An 18,669-nucleotide genomic window follows, 5' to 3' on the forward strand; every position below is an offset into this window, starting at 1 on the left:
GATATCAGTTATTGAGTTAAGTTAAATTTAGTTACGTTAATGCAAATTGATGTTTGACCGATAGCATTTATAAACCATTGGCATTTATAATAAACCCCTTATAACCAAAGAGTATTTGATCATGTACAAGAAGCTAAGCATTTTATTGGGTTTTGGTGTCTTATCATCAGTGTCGATGTTGGCATCTGCACAAAACCTGTATATGAACGATCTAAAGCTTAAGGCAGATCTTGACTGGCTGAATACTCAAGGGGTCGCGCAGATTAGCACCAGTACTTGGCCACTGACTGCTAATGAGATTAAACGTGCTCTAAATAGCGCTAATGCCCAGACGCCAGCGCAGCAGCAGATCCTACAGTCGGTACAAACGCGATTGAATCAGAACCGCAACTCAGTGGTAAAAGGCTCGGCAGCCCTGCATATACAAACCGACAGAGATCAGCTACCACAAAAATTTGCTGATGATAAGCTGGCGGGTCAACAGGCAAGCGTTGGCGTGTCACTTAGCGAAGCGGAGTGGGAATTTAATTTACAAGCCAATTTAAAAAATGACAAACTCATCGATGACAGCTCAGATGTTAGCTTTGAGGGCTCATACCTTGCTGGTACTGCTGCCAATCAGTGGTTGATAGCGGGTAAAATTCCAACGTGGTGGGGACCTGGGCATGATGGTAGCCTTATTCGAGGCGATGCAAGCTTGCCGGTCGCAGGTTTTACCATGCAGCGTGATCAGCAAACAGCGCCGACATCGCAGTATTTATCGTGGGTTGGACCTTGGCAGTATCAGCTATTTGCCGGTCAGTTAGAGGATTATGAAGCGATTCCTGACGCTAAGCTGTTTGGTGCAAGGCTGACGGCTAGCCCATGGGAATGGTTAGAGGTGGGTGCTTCTCGTACCTTTATGTGGGGCGGTGAAGGTCGTCCACAGAGTTTTGGCTCCTTTACTGATGCTCTCTTAGGCACCAAAGATAATGGTGATAATGGTGCTACAATTGGTGAAGATCCTGCCAATCAGTTAGGCGGTTTTGACGCGCGCTTAAGTTTAGCGTCATTGGTGAATGTACCTGCGGGCGTTTATGCTCAATATGTCGGTGAAGATGAAGCAGGCGGCTTGCCAGCGAAAAACATGTATTTAGCCGGTGTTGATTATGCGTCTGCTGCTTATGGCAAACCTTATCAGCTTTATGCAGAGTATACAGATACCCGCACTAGCGGTGAGGTAAGAGGGATTTCTTATGATCATGGTACTTATACAGACGGCTATTATCAGCAAGGCTTCCCATTAGGCTATGCATTAGGTGGCGATGCAGAAAGTATCGCACTTGGTGGTCGCTTATGGCTCGATAACCGTAATTTTATTAATGCAAAACTACAGCATGCTAAGGTAAATCAAGCAGATGAAGCCATTAACCAAGCATTCCCAACGACTGATAAGTTAACTGGTATCGATGTGGCTTGGGAGCATCAATACAACCCTCAAACGCTTATTTCTAGCCGAATTTGGGCCGTAGATTCAGATATCCAGTCGACTGATATCGGCGTAGGTGTAGGTATTGAGCTGCAGACTTACTAAATGGTGGCTTAATCAATGCACGACAGTGCTTGAAAACAAAAAGTCGATCTATTAGTATTTAATAGATCGACTTTTTTATGGTCACGTTATTATTTTTTAATTATGGCTTTTTAATATAGTGAGTTCAATATAAAGGAGTTATGCTTAGAATAGCATTATGCTGGGATAAATTTCTCTCGCTTGCTGTGCGCTTCGCACTCCAGAGGCTTCGTAAAATTTATCCCAGCAGTACGGTGTTCTTTTTAAATTGAATCGAATATAGGGTGCTAGGATTTTTTGGCTCAGGCAGGTACAATATGAGTATCAAACATACCTTGATCAAGGATAAGACAGGCATGCAAGCAATTGCGGCGCTGTCTTTACTTTTTTATCGCACCCTCTATTGGAGTTACTATGTCAATTGCGTCTATTACGTCAACTGCCCAAGGATCTGCTACCGTTTTGGACGGTAAAGCACTTGCTAAACAAATAGAACAGCAACTGCGCACGCGTGTAGACGCTATTAAAGCTAAGACAGGACGTACACCAAGCTTAGCGACGATATTGGTCGGTGACGATCCAGCTTCTGCGACTTATGTACGTATGAAAGGTAATGCTTGTAAGCGTGTCGGCATGGATTCTATTCGGGTTGAGATGCCAAGTGTAACGACGACTGCAGAGTTGATGGCAAAAATATACGAGCTGAATAGCAGTCCAGATGTTCATGGGATTTTGCTGCAGCACCCAGTACCGGCTCATATTGATGAGCGTGCTTGCTTTGAGAAGATTGACTTGGCAAAAGACGTCGATGGTGTGACCTGTCTTGGCTTTGGTCGTATGGCAATGCAGCAGTCCGCTTATGGCTCATGTACCCCGCAAGGTATCATGCATTTACTAGAGCAGCATAATATTGAGCTGGCTGGTTTGGAGGCCGTGGTAGTGGGTCGTAGTGCAATTTTAGGTAAACCAATGGCAATGATGCTATTAAATGCCAACTGTACAGTAACAATCTGCCATTCAAGAACGCAAGATTTAGAGTCTCATATTAAACGTGCTGATATCATAGTTGGAGCAGTAGGTGTACCTGAGCTGATCAAAGCTGATTGGATTAAAGCAGGCGCGGTAGTCATCGATGCAGGATTCCATCCGACTGATAATGGCGGCGTCGGTGATATCGAGCTGCAAGGTGTAGAAAATATTGCCAGTGCTTATACACCAGTCCCAGGCGGCGTTGGGCCTATGACGATTAATACGCTTATTCGCCAGACCGTTGATGCTGCTGAAAAAGCTGCCGGTTTAGACAATAGTTAATCATAAGAGCATGGATTGCCGATAGATAAGGAGCCTGAGACTTCACAGTAGACAGCACAAAGACTCAGGCTAAATCAACCCCCTTACCGTTGATAGGATCTAACATGGCTAAAAATAACGTGGGTATTCATGAGCGATTACAAGGTATTGGTAGAGAGTTCGTCGATGTCTCTCATTACATAATCTTATTTTTAATCAGTGTAGTGGTAGTTTGGACAGCGGGCAAAGAATTCTTTGTGATCTTTCAAAAAGGTTCAGCGGATTTGAAAGACATCTTATTGCTCTTTATTTATCTAGAGCTGTTAGCGATGATTGGGATCTATTTTAAGACTCATCGTTTGCCAGTGCAGTTCTTGATATTTATTGCGATTACGGCTTTATCGCGACATCTAGTCGTCGATGTACAGGCAGTATCAGATAACTTTCACTTATGGCTGCTAGCAACGATTTCCTTTGCCATTATGGTGCTGAGTGCGTCAATTGTTATATTAACTTGGACAGCTAAGATGTTTGGGCGACCAGAAGATTATTTGAAAGACCATCAAGTGACCAGTACTGAGCATCACTTGCCTTGTGTTGATAATGAACAGTCTCTTAAATAATTATTTTCGATAAATATCATGAATAAAGGGATGATAGGTGTCGATGAGTTACTAACGATAGTTAATATCTGTTAATAAAAAAAGAGCTTCTATATATATGGAAGCTCTTTTTTTATCTAAAAAGCGGGTTTATAACCAGCCCAAGCGCTTAAAGTTAAGGTATAAAAAGCTACATAGTGAAATGATAACCGCCATAATGATAAAGTAAGAATATTGCCAGTGTAGCTCAGGCATAAAGTCGAAGTTCATGCCATAAATACCAGCAATCGCCGTCGGTACTGCCAAAATACCTGCCCAAGCCGCAAGCTTGCGAACCACCTCATTCTGTCCCATATTTACCATAGCGAGATATGTATTCATCACCACACTGAGCATCTCATTTAAACCATTGATGGCATCTAAAGAATGCAGTAAATGGTCATTCACATCTCGAAAGTAGGGCTTTGCAGCGTGCGAAAATGGTGAGACCAAATCGCTTTTTTGATGGTTTATAAAAAAGCTACAGATATCCTGCACTGGTAAAATAACTGCACGCATATGCACCAATTGTGATTTTAATTCATATAGATTTCTAAGCGTTTCTTTATTAAATTCATAAGTAAAAATATTGCGCTCTTGCTCACGTAAATAGCTGCCTAAGCGGTCGGTCACTGGCATATAGTTATCGACGATAAAATCAATTACAGCGTGCAAGACAAATATAGGTCCCATACGCAGTTTTTCAGGGCGTCGATTGCAGTGCTCACGTACCGGCGCATAGGAGTTAGAAGGACCATTACGAATCGTAATCAGATAGTTCTTGCCCATAAATATCGCCGTAGTACCGTAGCGGATGACATTGCCTTCAAGCTTAGCGGTACGTAATACCACAAATATCGTATCGTTATCATAACTTTCAACTTTGGCGCGTTGATGGTCAGCAAAGGCATCTTCGATTGAAAGCTCGTGCAGATCAAAGGCTTCTTTTACCTCGGATATTGTCTGCAGGCTAGGCTCATAAAGACCTAACCAGATAAACTGACCACTATTGCTCAAGGCGCGACTGACATCCCTGAGCGCTATTTTGTTCAGCTGTTCACCCGTTTTACGGGAATAAGCATAACAATTGACCACTTCATTAGCACTGAGTGGCTCAATATCCTCATAGCGCTCAGAATCTGGATCATAGACGGTCATGGTCTCAATAGTGTCCTCGACCGTCGCATCAGAATCGCCATAGATATAGCTGTCATAATTGTCTAGATAGGAGTGCTCGTCTATGACAGTGGCGTCAATAAGACTGACATTAGACTCAGGTGTGATACGCGTTGCCGTTTTGACAATCAGGTCATCATCTTGGTTCATACCTACTCCTTCTGTCTAAGTATAAAAATAAATATAAAATAACTTCTGCAACTGATACGGATTACAAGGCAAAGTGTTTTAACGTATCAATATCGACCAAATTTAATAAGCTCTCATGACATGCTTCAAGCTTGATTTGTGGTGCCATGCCTAAATCGAGTGCTTCAACCCAACGTAGCGCGCAAATACACCAGTAGTCACCAGGTTGTAGACCGGCGAAACCATACTCGGGCAGTGGCGTTATCAAATCGTTACCGCGACTGGCTGAAAAATTTAAAAACTCGCTGGTCATTTTGGCGCAAACGGTATGTTGACCAACATCATGGTTGCCCGTATGACAAAAGCCATTACGATAATAACCGGTAAGCGGATCAAAACAACAGCTGGCTAGGGCAGTGCCAAGCACATTGGCTTGGTTGGTAGCAGGATTTGGATGATAATCAGATGACATAAGGCTTCCAAAATAAAAATATAGGCTAGTGTAACATGAGTGCACATCTAAGACGTTATTCAACGATAGATGCAACAGATAGTTAAAGGAAATATTGCGCCGTTAACACTATATTGTCTCTATAGAAATACGGTATTTATGATGATAAATCTGTCATAAAAAAGACAGTTTTTAAGGTTAATAGAATAAATTAGATGGCGATTGCCGTTAATTGTCACTAGGCGAAGCTTAGCTGCTATGCTAAACTAAAGCATAAAGTGCCTTGATTATTTATCATAGTTTTCTATCACATAAATTTTAGCGCATAAAGATACTCGTCTTATCATCCCAACTAATACTATTACTCACCCTTTTGCGGTTACCTAGTTTGCTTATCAATAATTGGGTCAGTGATGTTGCGCGTGAAAAATAAAAAACGCCTGATATCTATGCAATTGGAAATATAACCTTTAAGTACCGCATCTTTACCGCGCTTTTGGTAAGCGATACGCCAAACAAGGATTTATTGTGTCTGCCAGTCCTGATTCTGCAAAACCTGCCCTGCAAAATACCCTCAAGCAAGCGGCTACTCAGCCCGCTGATAATACTGCCGCACCCAACCGTTTACCTTATTTAAGCAATCTTGCCAGCGATGTTGCTAATAGCTGGTTGCTGCCTGATGGGGTGGTTGATGTGTTGTTTGAAGACGCCCATAAACAAGAAGTGCTTAGACATCAATTGATCCAGCAACTTATCAGCCATGGCTATCAGTTGGTCAATCCGCCAATGATTGAGTTTACCGAATCACTACTGAGCGGTGCCTCAGAAGATCTAAAGCGTCAAACCTTTAAGATTATCGATCAGCTAACTGGTCGCTTAATGGGTATACGCGCGGATATCACGCCGCAGATTCTACGTATTGATGCACATCATGGCGGTGATGGAATCGCGCGTTATTGCTATGCAGGCGATGTCATTCATACCTTGCCATCGGGGCTTTTTGGTTCACGTACACCGTTGCAATTAGGCGCTGAGATATTTGGTTGTGAGTACATTGCAGCAGATATTGAGCTGATTGATGTCTTATTTAGCATGCTCAATAGCCTAGAGATGAGCGCAGCATTACACGTTGATTTGGGTCATGTAGCGATATTTAAGCGCTTGGCAGAATTGGCAGTATTATCAGAAAGTGATACTGAGCAATTGATGCAGCTTTATGCCAATAAGAACTTGCCAGAGCTTAAGCAGGTTTGCCAAGCGCTACCGCTGGGTAGCGATTTTTATACCTTGGCGCGCTTTGGTCATGACATTGCAAATCTGCTTGGAAGATTGTCAGAGAATGCGCAACAAGACGCTCAAATTGTCACAGCTATTGATGAGCTGCAACGTCTAAAAGCGCACTTGCAAGTACAGTGGCAGTGTGCGGTCAGTATCGATGTGACCGAGCTATCAGGCTATCATTATCATACGGGCATTGTGTTCAATGGTTATATCAATAGTGAAACTCAGCCACTGGTACGTGGCGGGCGCTTTGATGGTATGAAAAGTAATCAATTAGCCACGAATCAGCCACGTCAAGCGACCGGCTTTAGTATGGATGTCAGCCGTTTGCTCGCGCATACTCAGCTTGATGCACCTGTTATTGTGCTGGTCGATTATGACGCTTTCAAGGATTTGGGTAGTGAGCAGCTGCAGCTATTATTACAGCAAGTGGCAAGCTTACGTCAGCAGGGCTATCGCGTGACCATGCCATTAACGGCAAAAGATATTCCAGTGGGTATGACTCATCGTTTAAGCCTTGTCGATAACCAATGGCAGCTACACGCAGTTTAACTTTGAAAATATTTAACATTTATAAATGCTATAAAAAAAGCGTTTGCTATAAAAAGATATTTAGTGATTAAGTCGTTAAAAACATACTTTGTTTAAAGTATCGTTTTTAGCATTACTTTCGTTTTGATAGGTAGTTTTAAACACTTATTGCACACACCTCAATATATTAAGGTAAGGATTTATCATGGGTAAGAATGTCGTAGTTTTAGGTAGCCAATGGGGCGATGAAGGTAAGGGTAAAATCGTCGATTTACTAACCGAAAAAGCCTCAGCAGTTGCACGCTTCCAAGGCGGACATAACGCTGGACATACGTTAGTTGTAGATGGTAAAACCACCGTCTTACACCTAATCCCATCCGGTATTTTGCGTGAAGGCGTTACCTGCTTCATCGGTAATGGCGTGGTATTAGCACCTGATGCACTACTTAAAGAGATGAAAGGTTTAGAAGAGAATGGCGTTCCAGTTCGTGAGCGTCTACGTATTTCTCCTAACTGCCCATTAATCATGCCATATCATGTTGCCCTTGATCAAGCGCGTGAAGCCAAGCGTGGTAGTGGTAAAATCGGTACTACTGGTCGTGGTATTGGACCAGCTTATGAAGATAAAGTTGCGCGCCGTGCCATCAAGCTTGCCGACTTGTTCCGTGATGACTTAGAAGAAAAACTACGTAACTTAATCGAATATCATAACTTCCAATTGACTCAGTACTATAAAGTTGAAGCGATTGATTTTGATGAGACGCTTAAGCTTTGTAAAGAGTGGAAAGAAGAAATCAGAGGCATGGTGACTGATGTCACTGAAGATTTGAACCAATTGCGCCTTGCTGGCAAGAACCTAATGTTTGAAGGTGCACAAGGCACATTACTTGATATCGACCACGGTACGTATCCGTTTGTAACCAGCTCAAGTGTAACCGCTGGTGGTGTATCTACTGGTACGGGTATCGGTCCATTATATTTGGATTATGTCCTTGGTATCACGAAAGCCTATACCACCCGTGTTGGTAGTGGTCCATTCCCAACTGAATTGTTTGATGATGTTGGTGCGCATTTGGCTAAAGTCGGTCATGAGTTTGGTGCGACTACTGGTCGCGCGCGTCGCTGTGGTTGGTTTGATGCTGAAGCATTACGCCGTGCAGTGGTACTTAACTCTATGTCAGGTATCTGCCTAACCAAGCTTGACGTGTTAGATGGTCTAGAAGAATTGCTAATCGGTGTGGGTTATAACTTACCTGAGACTGAGTGTGCAGGCGCGCATGATGCAGAGTTCTACGAAGCGGTAACGCCAAAGTATGAAACGCTACAAGGCTGGAGCGAATCAACGGTCGGTATCACTAACTACGATGAGCTGCCTGAAAACGCCAAAATATACATCAAACGTATCGAAGCATTGATTGGTTGTCCAGTTGATATCATCTCAACCGGTCCTGATCGTGAAGAGACCATTGTATTGCGTGATCCGTACGATGCTTAATTGGTAAAAAAGTTACTTAGTAACAATAACCTCCATTGGCTAAATGCAATGGGGGTTTTTTTACGGCATTTTTTTAAAATATTGGCACTTCTTAATTACATAAAGTCGAGATAAACGCTTTCAAAAAGGGATAAGCTTATAGTGATAAAGTGTAGTGAGATTAGTATCTCTATCAAATAGTATTTAATAAGTGAGCAAATAGCCTTGTAAAAGCAATAGGGTAAAAAGGATTTTTTTAGCCATCAATTAATAAGAGGGATCTGTTATGAAAATGAATATCGTTAATCATACTATTGGTAAAACGTCTTTAGCGATACTGACGTCAGCGGCTTTCATGTTTCCTATGCTCTCTTGGGGCGCACAGAATTGTGATAAACCGGTTAATGACTTTGACGGATTGTACTGCTTAACCAAAGTATATTTGGAAGCAGATAAAGAGCTCAATAATTCTTATAGCAAATTGAATAAATTCTTAAGTAGTACGCAAAAATCTAAACTCAAACGTAGGCAGTTAGCTTGGATGCGTGACCGTAATGATCAATGTAGCTATCATGATGAAGGTGGTTTTTATGTCAACATGGACTGTGCTACCCGTACCACTATCAAACGTGTAAACTTCTTAAATGAGCGGGCACGTGAATGTAGCGCTGGCAGTTGCCGCGACAGTCGCTTAGGAGAGTAATTAGCCAATTGTACGTTTGTAAAATCCTTTGCAATGTGACTAATATTGCCTCTATATAAAAAAGCTTCAAAATTATCCATTTTTACACATGGTAATTTTAAAGCTTTTTTAAACCTTGCTTTTCTGAGCAGTTAGAGTAATTAACCCTATCATTTACAGTCCTAATCATTATAATAGGCAGCAATCATTCGCTGAGCACTTTATTTTCGTATTGCGTATCCGCATTGGACATGCATAAATGAATTCGCTCAGCGCAGTGATCACAGACAACGTAAATTATTTAACTTCTCACTTATTTATTAGGAGCTTTTCATGGCTAACGAACGTACTCTATCTATCATCAAACCTGACGCAGTCGCTGGCAACAACATTGGCGCTATCTACGATCGTTTTGAAAAATCAGGTCTAAAAATTGTTGCTGCTAAAATGATGCAACTTGATGATAAAAAAGCGGGCGGTTTTTACGCTGAGCACGCTGAGCGTCCATTCTACAACGACCTAGTATCATTTATGACGTCAGGTCCAGTACTGGTATCAGTATTAGAAGGCGAAAATGCGATCGCTACGCATCGTGATATCATGGGCGCGACTAACCCAAAAGACGCAGCTGAAGGCACTATCCGTGCTGATTTCGCTAGCAGTATCGATGAAAATGCGGTTCATGGTTCAGATTCAGCTGAATCAGCAGCACGTGAAATCAGCTACTTTTTCAATGAAGAAGAAGTGTGTGCACGTACGCGTTAATAGCAGTTTTTATTGATAGCCGCTTTTATGCATAATAGCTGTTATGCATAATAACAGTGCTAATTAATAATTAGTGTAGCGAAACGGCTTATATCTTTTGGTATAAGCCGTTTTAGCTATTATAATAGTCTGACTATATATTGAAATTTTAACTTTTCTCCCTCATTATTAGTTTTATATAGCGTTATCAATCCTTTATCAGCATATTGCTTTCAGTTTTTGGTAAAAAATGCGCTCATAACGGATTGCTCATGCACTCATATATTGAGTACGTCTAGCAACACCCATCTCAACAATTGCATCGCTCATACCAGTAGATGCAAAAAGGTTATTTATTATGTCAACTGCTCAAAGCCCTATTCAAACTGACGTCCAACATGTACCTGCTAAAACTACTAAGAGTATAAAACTGGTAGATGAAGCGCAGGCGAAAACCAATCTACTAGGTATGACACAAGCGCAACTGGCGGATTACTTTAAGAGTATTGGCGAAAAGCCGTTTCGCTCGACGCAAGTCATCAAGTGGATATATCAGCAGGGTGTCACTGATTTTGAGCAAATGACCAATCTGAGTAAATCTTTGCGTGATAAATTATCAGCCAATGCCTGTGTCATTCCGCCAAAAGTGATTCATCGTCAATATAGTGATGACGGCACGCGTAAATGGGTATTTGAAGTCACGGGTGGCTCGTTGGTCGAGACCGTACTGATTCCCGCAGATGATAGTAAATTAAACGGTCGCAAAACTTTGTGTGTCTCTTCGCAAGTGGGCTGTGCGCTCGACTGTAGTTTTTGTAGTACGGGTAAGCAGGGCTTTGAGCGCGATTTGACGGCGGCTGAGATTCTTGGACAATTATGGGTGGCAAATGCCTCTTATATGACCGATGAAAACGACAGTTTAGAAAATGTTGACCATAGTTTATGGGAAAACAACGTCACCAACGTCGTCATGATGGGTATGGGTGAGCCGTTATTAAACTATCGTCCTGTTGTCAGCTCAATGGAATTGATGCTCAGTGACCATGCTTATGGTTTATCAAAGCGCCGTGTTACTTTATCGACTTCAGGTGTGGTGCCAAAAATGTATGAGTTGGCACAGGAGCTTGACGTGGCTTTAGCGATTTCATTGCACGCACCGAATGACGAGCTGCGTAATGAGTTGGTACCGATTAATAAAAAATATCCATTAGAGCAGCTCATGGCGGCGGCGAGAAATTACGTTTTTGACGTGAATCCGCGCCACAAAAAACACGTGACCATTGAATATGTGATGTTAGATGGCGTCAATGATAGTAATGAACATGCTGAGCAATTGGTCGCATTGTTGGGTAATTTACCAAGTAAGATTAACCTGATACCGTTTAACCCGTTCCCACATGCAAATTATGATAAGTCGAGTAATAATCGTATTCATGCCTTTAGCAACATATTAAGTGAAGCAGGTTTTGTTTGTACCATTCGCCAAACGCGCGGCGATGATATTGACGCCGCTTGTGGTCAATTGGTTGGGCAAGTTGCTGACAGAACGCGTCGTTCAGCCGCATGGCAGCAAAGCATCAAGGATCGCGAGAATAGTTAATTAGGTTAATAAAAATGACTGCTATAGCTATCTAACGTAGCTATAGACGAATTGATGTATTAAAGAGAATCCTACTATAGTATTTTTTGTAGCCTCTACTATGCAGGCAGTACTAATCAATAATTTATTGTGGTAGCGTGTCGTGTTACTATCAGTCTATCTAAGCACTAAAGAGGGCTCCACCCGAGCTAGGTCGTAGGTAAATTTCACATAGTTTTTAGTCTTTTTCACACAGCTCACTCATTAAAAGTATACCAAAATAAATGACGTATCTGTATAGTGTTAAACATTAGAATATTCGTTTATTGGTAAAGAGTATTTGATGAAAATCAACAAGGCGTACAAATTTAGGCTTAGCCCTAATGCAGAACAAGTGGTCATATTAACCAGTCTTGTTGACTCTGCGCGTTTTGTTTGGAATGAAATGTTGGCACTTTCGCTTGAGATGTTTGCTAAAAACGAATTTATTAATGCCATCAATTTGGTTAACAAGATTGTTGGACTGAAGAACAATCCTGAGTTTGCCTTTTTGAAATCCCGATCTAACGCCGTATCTCTACAACAAAAAGTTCGTGATCTCGCGTCAGCTTGGTCACGATTCTTTGACCCCAAAGTACATGCCAGATTTAAAGAAAGTAAAAAGAAGCCTAGAAAGCCTAAGTTTGTTAAATTGCTTGATGGAACAGAAATTCAGCACCGACCTTTAATGCCGCAGTTTAAGCGTAATGCAGATCGCTGCGACTCAATGCGCTTGGTGCAATTTGATAAATACTGCCGTGTTGAGGGCAATCGAGTAAAGCTGCCTAACGGGGTTGGGTTTGTGAAATTTAGAAAATCCCAAGAGATTGTCGGTATCATTAAAAACGTTACCATCAGCAAGAAATCAGGGCAATGGTATGTGTCATTTGGTACTGAGCGAGAATTACTACAAAACCCAATTCACCCCTCTAAAAGCTCACTAGGCGTTGATTTAGGCATTACTAAACTTATTACCACCTCAGAAAATAAAACCATCAAGCCCAAAAACAGCTTTAAGGCCAATCAAGTCAAACTGGCAAAATTACAGCGTCAATTAAGTAGAAAAGTTCTATTTAGTCAAAACTGGAAAAAGCACAACCACAAAATCCAAAAGCTCCACAGCCATATTGCCAATATTCGCCATGACTACTTACATAAAGTAACCACCACGATCAGCAAAAACCACGCCATGATTGTCGTTGAGGACTTAAAAATAGCCAATATGTCAAGGTCGGCAAGCGGTACGATGGAGAATAAAGGTCGTAATGTCAGAGCTAAATCAGGATTAAATAAATCAATCCTAGATCAAGGTTGGGGCATGATGATTGATATGCTTGGATATAAGCAACATTGGCGCGGTGGATTAGTGATTAAGGTTAATCCAAACTACACCAGTCAAACCTGTTTTAACTGCAAACATGTTGCCAAAGAAAATAGACGGACTCAGGTAAAATTTGAGTGTGTTAAATGCATGTATGTTGCAAATGCCGACTTCAATGCGGCATGTAACATATTATCGGCAGGACATGCCGTTTTGTCTGCGGAGGGAGGATGCGGTAAAGGTCGCCCGATGATACAGAAAACTTGTGACAGCCGTGAGGAAGTCGCCTAAGAGCTTTTGCTCTTAGAATCCTCCACTTGAGCAATGCGAAAGTGGGGTGAGTATGTCAATAAACTGATGCCTCGATGATCGAACGCATTGAATTATAGTTTTATGATGGTAGCCATGATGACTTCTAAAAACTCTTATCAGTTCAACTATAAAAGACCCTTTTATCCTGTGATAAAACGATTAGGCTCTACAGTCTTTCATGCTAATAAAAAGCGTGCTTACGTTGTAGGCATCTTTAGTATGTTGTTGTCTGGATTCTTGGTTGGCTGTCAAAGTACGCCAACCAATGATTTAATCAGTGGTACCCCTTATCAAACCTCAACGCAACCCAATGACAACCGTAAATTGGATCAGCAAGAAATTGCTCGCGTTCGAACGACACTTGCTGCACAATATATCCGCAAAAACGAGCTTGATGCTGCCCAAAGACAGCTCGAAAAAGCCTTTGCTGCCGATAGCCGTCATGCGCCCGCCTATGATATGATGGGCGTTTTGTTGCAGCAAGAAGGCAGCCGTCTTAATCTTGAAAAAGCGGATCAATATTTCAAAAAAGCCATTGCGCTCGATAAAGATTTTGACCAAGCTCACAATAATTATGGCGTGTATTTATCGCAGATGAAGCGTTATAAAGAGGCAGCTGAGCAGTTTGAAATCGCAGGTGCTGCCCTTGGTTACGAAGGTCGTATTGGGGCGTTAGAGAACTTAGGTCGCACCTACCTTCAGCTCAATGACCATCCTGCCGCAGCAAAGGCTTTTTTACGTGCTCTAGATGGCAATCGAAATAGTGTTATTGCCCATATTGAACTGGTTGATTTATTACTTGAGCAGCAGCGTATTGAGCAGGCACAAAGGCTCTATGATGAGACCTTGATATTGGTACAAGGGCAGGGCGCTAGTCCGCGCTTGCTCCTACAAGGCATCAAATTGGCAGCAGCGCAAAAAAACATCAAGACACGCCAACAATTGGCACAGCAACTTTTATCTGCTTATCCATTAAGTGATGAAGCAAAACAACTAAAGACTTGGCTTAACAATCCAGAGGCACCATGGAAATGACCACCCCATCATCAAACACAAACTTTAACGCTCAGGGATCATTTGGTGCCATGTTGCAGCAAGCTCGCAAAGCTAAGCAAGTAAGCTTGGATGACGCGGCAAATGAATTGTTTATTTTAAAACGTCACCTGCAAGCGTTAGAAAATGAAGATTTTTCTGACTTGCCGCAAGTGGCGTTTGCGCGCGGTTTTGCGATCAACTATGCCAAATATTTGGGTCTCGACCCAGTCAGAATAGCCAGTAGCTTTGATGCCGCTTACCCAAATGAGCTGAAATCGCGTTCGGCTAATAATACTCAGTCGCCATTGCAGCCTATGGGTACGCTACAGCGCGATACACACAATCGTATTCGCTTTAATCCGCTACTAATTATCGCAGTGATCGGTGTCATTATTTTAGCGATTTTCCTATTCCGTATGGTTAGTAATGCCAGCAAGGAAAATACCGAGCAGCCTATATCTAGCTCTGAAGATATCTCAGCAGTAGAACAAGCACAAGGCGCAGCTATTAATACCGATGTTACAGGTGTTAGCGCTTCAGGTTCAGCACTAAACTTAGGCGGTGGCGACGTTGCTCCTGCCACTTTGGATGTTAAGCTGACGGATGCTGCTGTCGTCACTATTACGGATGCTACTGGTAGCAGCTTGATCGCGGGCTCGCAGAATGCGGGTGATTATCAGTTATCAGGTATGCCACCTTTTAATGTACAGATCGATGATATCAATAACGTGCGCCTGATGCTTAATCAGCAATCTGTCGCTTTAAACAGCTATGCAAATGGTAGCCAAGCCAGTTTTGAATTGGCACCTTAATTTATTAATTGGTTCGGTTTTTAAAGTAAATAGTATTACCTTGTTTTTATTGTTATTCTCGTTTTTACTGCTTTCATGAAAGGGTTTGTCTATGTCAACGTCAGCGCCTATTAACCGTCGTCTTACGAAGAAAATATATGTCGGTGATGTCGCGATTGGTGGTGATGCGCCGATTAGTGTGCAAAGTATGACCAATACCGATACCTGTGATGTGGCAGCGACTGTTGCCCAAATTGAGCGCTGTGTTGAAGCAGGCGCTGATTTGATGCGAGTTTCTACTCCGACGATGGATACCGTTAAAGCGTTTGGTGAAATTCGCAAGTTGGTCAGCGTACCCTTGATAGCAGATGTGCATTTTGACCACAAAATTGCTTTAGCCGTTGCGGCAGCGGGCGCAGATTGTTTACGTATTAACCCGGGCAATATCGGTAGTGACGCCAAAGTACGCGAAGTAGTCGCCTGTGCCAAGCATTACAATATTCCTATTCGTATCGGCGTCAATGCTGGCTCATTAGAGAAAGACATTCAGCGTAAGTATAAAGAGCCAAATGGCGCAGCGATGCTCGAATCGGCAATGCGTCATATTGATATATTAGAACGTCTTAATTTTGATCAATATAAAGTATCGGTTAAAGCCAGCAACGTATTTTTGACCATGGATGCCTATCGTCTGATTTCAGCACAAATTGATAATCCGCTGCATTTAGGGGTGACTGAAGCTGGTGTTTACCGTACTGGTTCGGTCAAATCTGCTATCGCGCTGGGTGGTTTATTATTAGACGGTATCGGTGATACGATACGTATCTCCTTAGCTGCAGAGCCAGAAGAAGAAATTAAGATTGGCTTTGATATCTTAAAATCGCTCAATATTCGCTCTAATGGTGTCAATTTCATTGCTTGTCCAAGCTGCTCACGTCAAGAGTTCGACGTGATTAGAGTGATGACCGCGTTAGAGTCGCGCTTAGAAGACATTCGTGAGCCGATGAATTTGTCAGTGATTGGCTGTAAGGTAAATGGTCCAGGTGAAGCGAAAGAAGCCGATATCGGTATTGTTGGCGCCGCACCAAAGTCTCTGGTCTACCGTATGGGCGAAAAAAGTCATCTGATTGATACAGATAATTTGGTCGATGAGATAGAAGGTATGGTACGCGCCCATGCAGAAGAATTGGCAAAAAAACGCGAAAACGAGATTATACGTGTTAGATAATAAAGCGTTTTATTAATAAAAATTATAGAGCTGTTTGTTAAAACTTAAAGGACATAACCGTACCATGATTAAAGCGATTAAAGGGTTTAATGATATTTTGCCTGCACAGTCTGCAAAATGGCTGTATCTAGAGTCTATATTGGCTAATGTGCTAGGCAGATACGGTTATGAGCATATTCGCTTGCCTATCGTTGAGCAAACCGATTTGTTTGCTCGCGCGATCGGCGGTGCTACGGATATCGTTGAAAAAGAGATGTATAGCTTTACCGATAAATCTGATCCACCAACGCCGCTTACCTTGCGTCCTGAAGGCACGGCAGGGGCAGTACGAGCAGTAAATGAGCACAATCTACTACGCGGTGATACGCCTAAGCTTTGGTATATTGGTCCAATGTTCCGCTATGAACGCCCACAAAAGGGTCGCTATCGTCAATTTCATCAAATAGGTGTTGAAAGCTTTGGTAGTGCCTTACCGGACGCTGATGCCGAGCTGATTGCGATGACTCATTTGATGTGGCAAGAGCTGGGTCTAAAAGATGAGATGCGTTTAGAGCTAAACAGTCTGGGCGAAATTGATGAGCGTCATGCTTATCGTGAAGCGTTGGTCACCTATCTGACCGATAAGCAAGAGCAGTTAGATGAGGATAGTAAGCGTCGCCTGACGACTAATCCGCTACGTATTTTAGACAGCAAAGAAGCCAGCACACAAGCCCTATTGGTAGACGCGCCTAAGCTTGCTGACTTTTTAGGTGAAGAAAGCGTGGCGCATTTTGAGCAAGTACAAGCTTATTTAACAGAGCTTGGTATCAACTTTGAAATCAACCCGCATCTGGTGCGTGGTCTTGATTACTATAATAAAACTGTTTTTGAGTGGGTTACTGACAAGCTTGGCAGTCAAGCAACTGTCTGTGCCGGTGGTCGTTATGATGGCTTGGTTGGACAGCTAAAATCTGCTGATAACCGTGATGGCAAAGGCGATAATAAACCGGTTAAATCTGAACCTGCAGTTGGTTTTGCCATGGGGCTTGAGCGTTTATTACTTCTTATGGAAGTTGTCGCGCCTATTGCTGATATGCCTGCTTGTGATGTCTTTGTGGTCGCTCATCCTGAGGTTTATAGTGCCGGTATTAGTTATGCGCAAAACCTGCGTTATAGCCGCCCAGATTTGCGCGTCAAAATGGCAAGTGCCACCAGCTTAAAAGCACAAATGAAAAAAGCAGATAAGTCAGGTGCTGCATTGACCGTTATTATCGCCCAGCAAGAGCTGGATGATAAAACCATTAGCATCAAAGATATGCAAACTGGCGAACAAAAAACAGCAGCGCAAGATTGGCTGTTGGATAAAGATAACTTTTCTCGCCATAAATAGTAGTGAGCGTAGCATTAGCACTTTAATATAAATTGATCAGGTAAAAGTATATGGCTCTGACCCCTAATTCGCCGAATGCAGACAACTCAATGCAAGCGTTAAAGCAGTATGGCAGCTATATTGTCACCGCGATTTTATTGGCGTTAGCCGCTTATTTTGGCTGGACTTATTGGCAGGATAATCATGCACGTGTCGATACCGTTGCAGCCGATCAATATGCGGATATTCAACGTCTTAATGAAGAAGTTAGCTTGGCATCGCAAAATCCAGATCTAGGAGCGGAGGCAAAAGCATCGTTAGAGAAGAGTCGTACTCAGCTAGATAAGAACATTGATACTTTAGTTGGCACTCATGGAGAATCGGTATATGCTTGGCAGGCTTTAATGATTAAAGCGCGTCAGCAAGTTGACAATGATGATTTTAAGGCAGCAGGCGATACCTTTAAAAAAGCATTGGCGATTGATTTGGGTGATGCAGGTCTAGAGGCAATTACCCGTTTGCGCTATGCGACCACACTTTTGGCAGCAGGCGATGCAAAAGCAGCATTAACAGAAGCCAGTCGTGATATGCCAAGCTCATTTGAAGCCAGTCAGCAAGAATTGCTGGGTGATATTTATTTGGCACAAGACAATTCAGATTCAGCGATTAAATCCTATAATAATGCTTGGAGCTTATTACGTGAGCGTCAAGAAACTCGCGCAGTATTGGCATTGAAAATGGAAAGTTTGGGTATCGTCCCTGAGCCTATTGCTGAGCAAACTGGTCTTATTCAAGAGTCTACGGCAACATCGCAAGCACCAGTAAGCGAAGATTCAGTAGCAGCCAATACCGGTGCTGGTGCATAAAATAGTAGTGCTAAATATTCAGCAATAAAGACTTAGTATTAAAAAATTGAGTACTAATTTCGATAGACATGGTAATACCTCAAACCGTTCTACAAAGGAAGTAGCCTAATCAGTCGGAAGTAATATGGTGGTAACTAATACTTATTTTTACTAAGTTATTATCGTTTTTTATCACTGATTAAATGCTAATTTATTAATG

General features: G+C 42.3%; 16 protein-coding genes. 14 read left to right on the plus strand and 2 right to left on the minus strand.

The features are described from left to right. Positions 1 to 121 precede the first annotated feature (121 nt). From PCRYO_RS03330 to PCRYO_RS03340, 3 genes are all read left to right on the plus strand, one after another. A complete protein-coding gene (locus PCRYO_RS03330; protein WP_011512990.1) occupies positions 122 to 1,573 on the plus strand; it encodes a capsule assembly Wzi family protein in 1,452 nt (483 codons plus the stop codon). Positions 1,574 to 1,966: 393 nt separating this feature from the next. Beyond that, positions 1,967 to 2,863: a bifunctional methylenetetrahydrofolate dehydrogenase/methenyltetrahydrofolate cyclohydrolase FolD gene (gene folD, locus PCRYO_RS03335; protein WP_011512991.1), complete on the plus strand. Its 897-nt coding sequence runs from the start codon at positions 1,967 to 1,969 to the stop codon at positions 2,861 to 2,863. 104 nt (positions 2,864 to 2,967) lie between these two features. Then, a complete protein-coding gene (locus PCRYO_RS03340; RefSeq protein WP_011512992.1) occupies positions 2,968 to 3,465 on the plus strand; it encodes a phosphate-starvation-inducible PsiE family protein in 498 nt (165 codons plus the stop codon). 129 nt (positions 3,466 to 3,594) lie between these two features. Here the strand turns inward: PCRYO_RS03340 and corA are convergent, their stop codons facing one another. Together corA and PCRYO_RS03350 are read right to left on the minus strand one after the other, a co-directional pair. After that, positions 3,595 to 4,809, minus strand: coding sequence for a magnesium/cobalt transporter CorA (gene corA, locus PCRYO_RS03345; protein ID WP_020442919.1), 1,215 nt, complete (start codon positions 4,807 to 4,809; stop codon positions 3,595 to 3,597). A 61-nt stretch (positions 4,810 to 4,870) separates the two neighbouring features. After that, positions 4,871 to 5,260, minus strand: a complete 390-nt coding sequence (locus PCRYO_RS03350) for a DUF2237 family protein (protein ID WP_011512994.1) — start codon at positions 5,258 to 5,260, stop codon at positions 4,871 to 4,873. Between the two features lie 507 nt (positions 5,261 to 5,767). On the opposite strand from PCRYO_RS03350, the gene PCRYO_RS03355 reads away from it, so the two are divergent. The 11 genes from PCRYO_RS03355 (at position 5,768) to PCRYO_RS03405 (ending at position 18,470) form a co-directional block, all read left to right on the plus strand. Next, the gene (locus PCRYO_RS03355) at positions 5,768 to 7,072 is read left to right on the plus strand and encodes an ATP phosphoribosyltransferase regulatory subunit (protein WP_041752991.1); all 1,305 of its coding nucleotides are present in this window, start codon (positions 5,768 to 5,770) and stop codon (positions 7,070 to 7,072) included. A 184-nt stretch (positions 7,073 to 7,256) separates the two neighbouring features. Continuing rightward, positions 7,257 to 8,546, plus strand: a complete 1,290-nt coding sequence (locus PCRYO_RS03360; RefSeq protein WP_011512996.1) for an adenylosuccinate synthase — start codon at positions 7,257 to 7,259, stop codon at positions 8,544 to 8,546. 265 nt (positions 8,547 to 8,811) lie between these two features. Then, positions 8,812 to 9,228, plus strand: coding sequence for a lysozyme inhibitor LprI family protein (locus PCRYO_RS03365; RefSeq protein ID WP_011512997.1), 417 nt, complete (start codon positions 8,812 to 8,814; stop codon positions 9,226 to 9,228). A 312-nt stretch (positions 9,229 to 9,540) separates the two neighbouring features. Further along, positions 9,541 to 9,972 (plus strand): nucleoside-diphosphate kinase, encoded by a 432-nt coding sequence (ndk, locus tag PCRYO_RS03370; RefSeq protein ID WP_011512998.1) that lies wholly within the window; start codon positions 9,541 to 9,543, stop codon positions 9,970 to 9,972. A gap of 337 nt (positions 9,973 to 10,309) precedes the next feature. After that, on the plus strand, positions 10,310 to 11,551 hold the full coding sequence (gene rlmN / locus PCRYO_RS03375) for a 23S rRNA (adenine(2503)-C(2))-methyltransferase RlmN (protein WP_011512999.1): 1,242 nt from the start codon (positions 10,310 to 10,312) through the stop codon (positions 11,549 to 11,551). A gap of 322 nt (positions 11,552 to 11,873) precedes the next feature. Then, complete coding sequence (locus tag PCRYO_RS03380; protein WP_011513000.1) at positions 11,874 to 13,181, plus strand: RNA-guided endonuclease InsQ/TnpB family protein; 1,308 nt, start codon at positions 11,874 to 11,876, stop codon at positions 13,179 to 13,181. 102 nt (positions 13,182 to 13,283) lie between these two features. After that, positions 13,284 to 14,237 carry a type IV pilus biogenesis/stability protein PilW gene (gene pilW / locus PCRYO_RS03385; RefSeq protein ID WP_011513001.1) on the plus strand — a complete coding sequence of 318 codons (954 nt, stop codon included), beginning with the start codon at positions 13,284 to 13,286 and terminating at the stop codon, positions 14,235 to 14,237. Next, positions 14,234 to 15,049 (plus strand): helix-turn-helix domain-containing protein, encoded by an 816-nt coding sequence (locus PCRYO_RS03390; protein WP_011513002.1) that lies wholly within the window; start codon positions 14,234 to 14,236, stop codon positions 15,047 to 15,049. Before pilW ends, PCRYO_RS03390 begins: the two co-directional genes overlap by 4 nt. 91 nt (positions 15,050 to 15,140) lie before the next feature. Then, the gene (gene ispG / locus PCRYO_RS03395; RefSeq protein WP_011279968.1) at positions 15,141 to 16,256 is read left to right on the plus strand and encodes a flavodoxin-dependent (E)-4-hydroxy-3-methylbut-2-enyl-diphosphate synthase; all 1,116 of its coding nucleotides are present in this window, start codon (positions 15,141 to 15,143) and stop codon (positions 16,254 to 16,256) included. A 64-nt stretch (positions 16,257 to 16,320) separates the two neighbouring features. Next, the gene (gene hisS / locus PCRYO_RS03400) at positions 16,321 to 17,625 is read left to right on the plus strand and encodes a histidine--tRNA ligase (RefSeq protein WP_011513003.1); all 1,305 of its coding nucleotides are present in this window, start codon (positions 16,321 to 16,323) and stop codon (positions 17,623 to 17,625) included. 50 nt (positions 17,626 to 17,675) lie between these two features. Continuing rightward, positions 17,676 to 18,470 (plus strand): YfgM family protein, encoded by a 795-nt coding sequence (locus tag PCRYO_RS03405; protein WP_011513004.1) that lies wholly within the window; start codon positions 17,676 to 17,678, stop codon positions 18,468 to 18,470. Positions 18,471 to 18,669 lie beyond the last annotated feature (199 nt).

The organism is Psychrobacter cryohalolentis K5 (assembly GCF_000013905.1).
GTDB lineage: Bacteria > Pseudomonadota > Gammaproteobacteria > Pseudomonadales > Moraxellaceae > Psychrobacter > Psychrobacter cryohalolentis.

Coding starts and splice junctions, on each gene's coding strand:
- rlmN (WP_011512999.1), top strand. CDS start 10,310: ATGTCAACTGCTCAAAGCCCTATTCAAACTGACGTCCAACATGTACCT.
- PCRYO_RS03350 (WP_011512994.1), bottom strand. CDS start 5,260: ATGTCATCTGATTATCATCCAAATCCTGCTACCAACCAAGCCAATGTG.
- PCRYO_RS03405 (WP_011513004.1), top strand. CDS start 17,676: ATGGCTCTGACCCCTAATTCGCCGAATGCAGACAACTCAATGCAAGCG.
- ispG (WP_011279968.1), top strand. CDS start 15,141: ATGTCAACGTCAGCGCCTATTAACCGTCGTCTTACGAAGAAAATATAT.
- pilW (WP_011513001.1), top strand. CDS start 13,284: ATGATGGTAGCCATGATGACTTCTAAAAACTCTTATCAGTTCAACTAT.
- PCRYO_RS03340 (WP_011512992.1), top strand. CDS start 2,968: ATGGCTAAAAATAACGTGGGTATTCATGAGCGATTACAAGGTATTGGT.
- PCRYO_RS03360 (WP_011512996.1), top strand. CDS start 7,257: ATGGGTAAGAATGTCGTAGTTTTAGGTAGCCAATGGGGCGATGAAGGT.
- PCRYO_RS03390 (WP_011513002.1), top strand. CDS start 14,234: ATGACCACCCCATCATCAAACACAAACTTTAACGCTCAGGGATCATTT.
- PCRYO_RS03330 (WP_011512990.1), top strand. CDS start 122: ATGTACAAGAAGCTAAGCATTTTATTGGGTTTTGGTGTCTTATCATCA.
- folD (WP_011512991.1), top strand. CDS start 1,967: ATGTCAATTGCGTCTATTACGTCAACTGCCCAAGGATCTGCTACCGTT.
- PCRYO_RS03380 (WP_011513000.1), top strand. CDS start 11,874: ATGAAAATCAACAAGGCGTACAAATTTAGGCTTAGCCCTAATGCAGAA.
- hisS (WP_011513003.1), top strand. CDS start 16,321: ATGATTAAAGCGATTAAAGGGTTTAATGATATTTTGCCTGCACAGTCT.
- corA (WP_020442919.1), bottom strand. CDS start 4,809: ATGAACCAAGATGATGACCTGATTGTCAAAACGGCAACGCGTATCACA.
- PCRYO_RS03365 (WP_011512997.1), top strand. CDS start 8,812: ATGAAAATGAATATCGTTAATCATACTATTGGTAAAACGTCTTTAGCG.
- ndk (WP_011512998.1), top strand. CDS start 9,541: ATGGCTAACGAACGTACTCTATCTATCATCAAACCTGACGCAGTCGCT.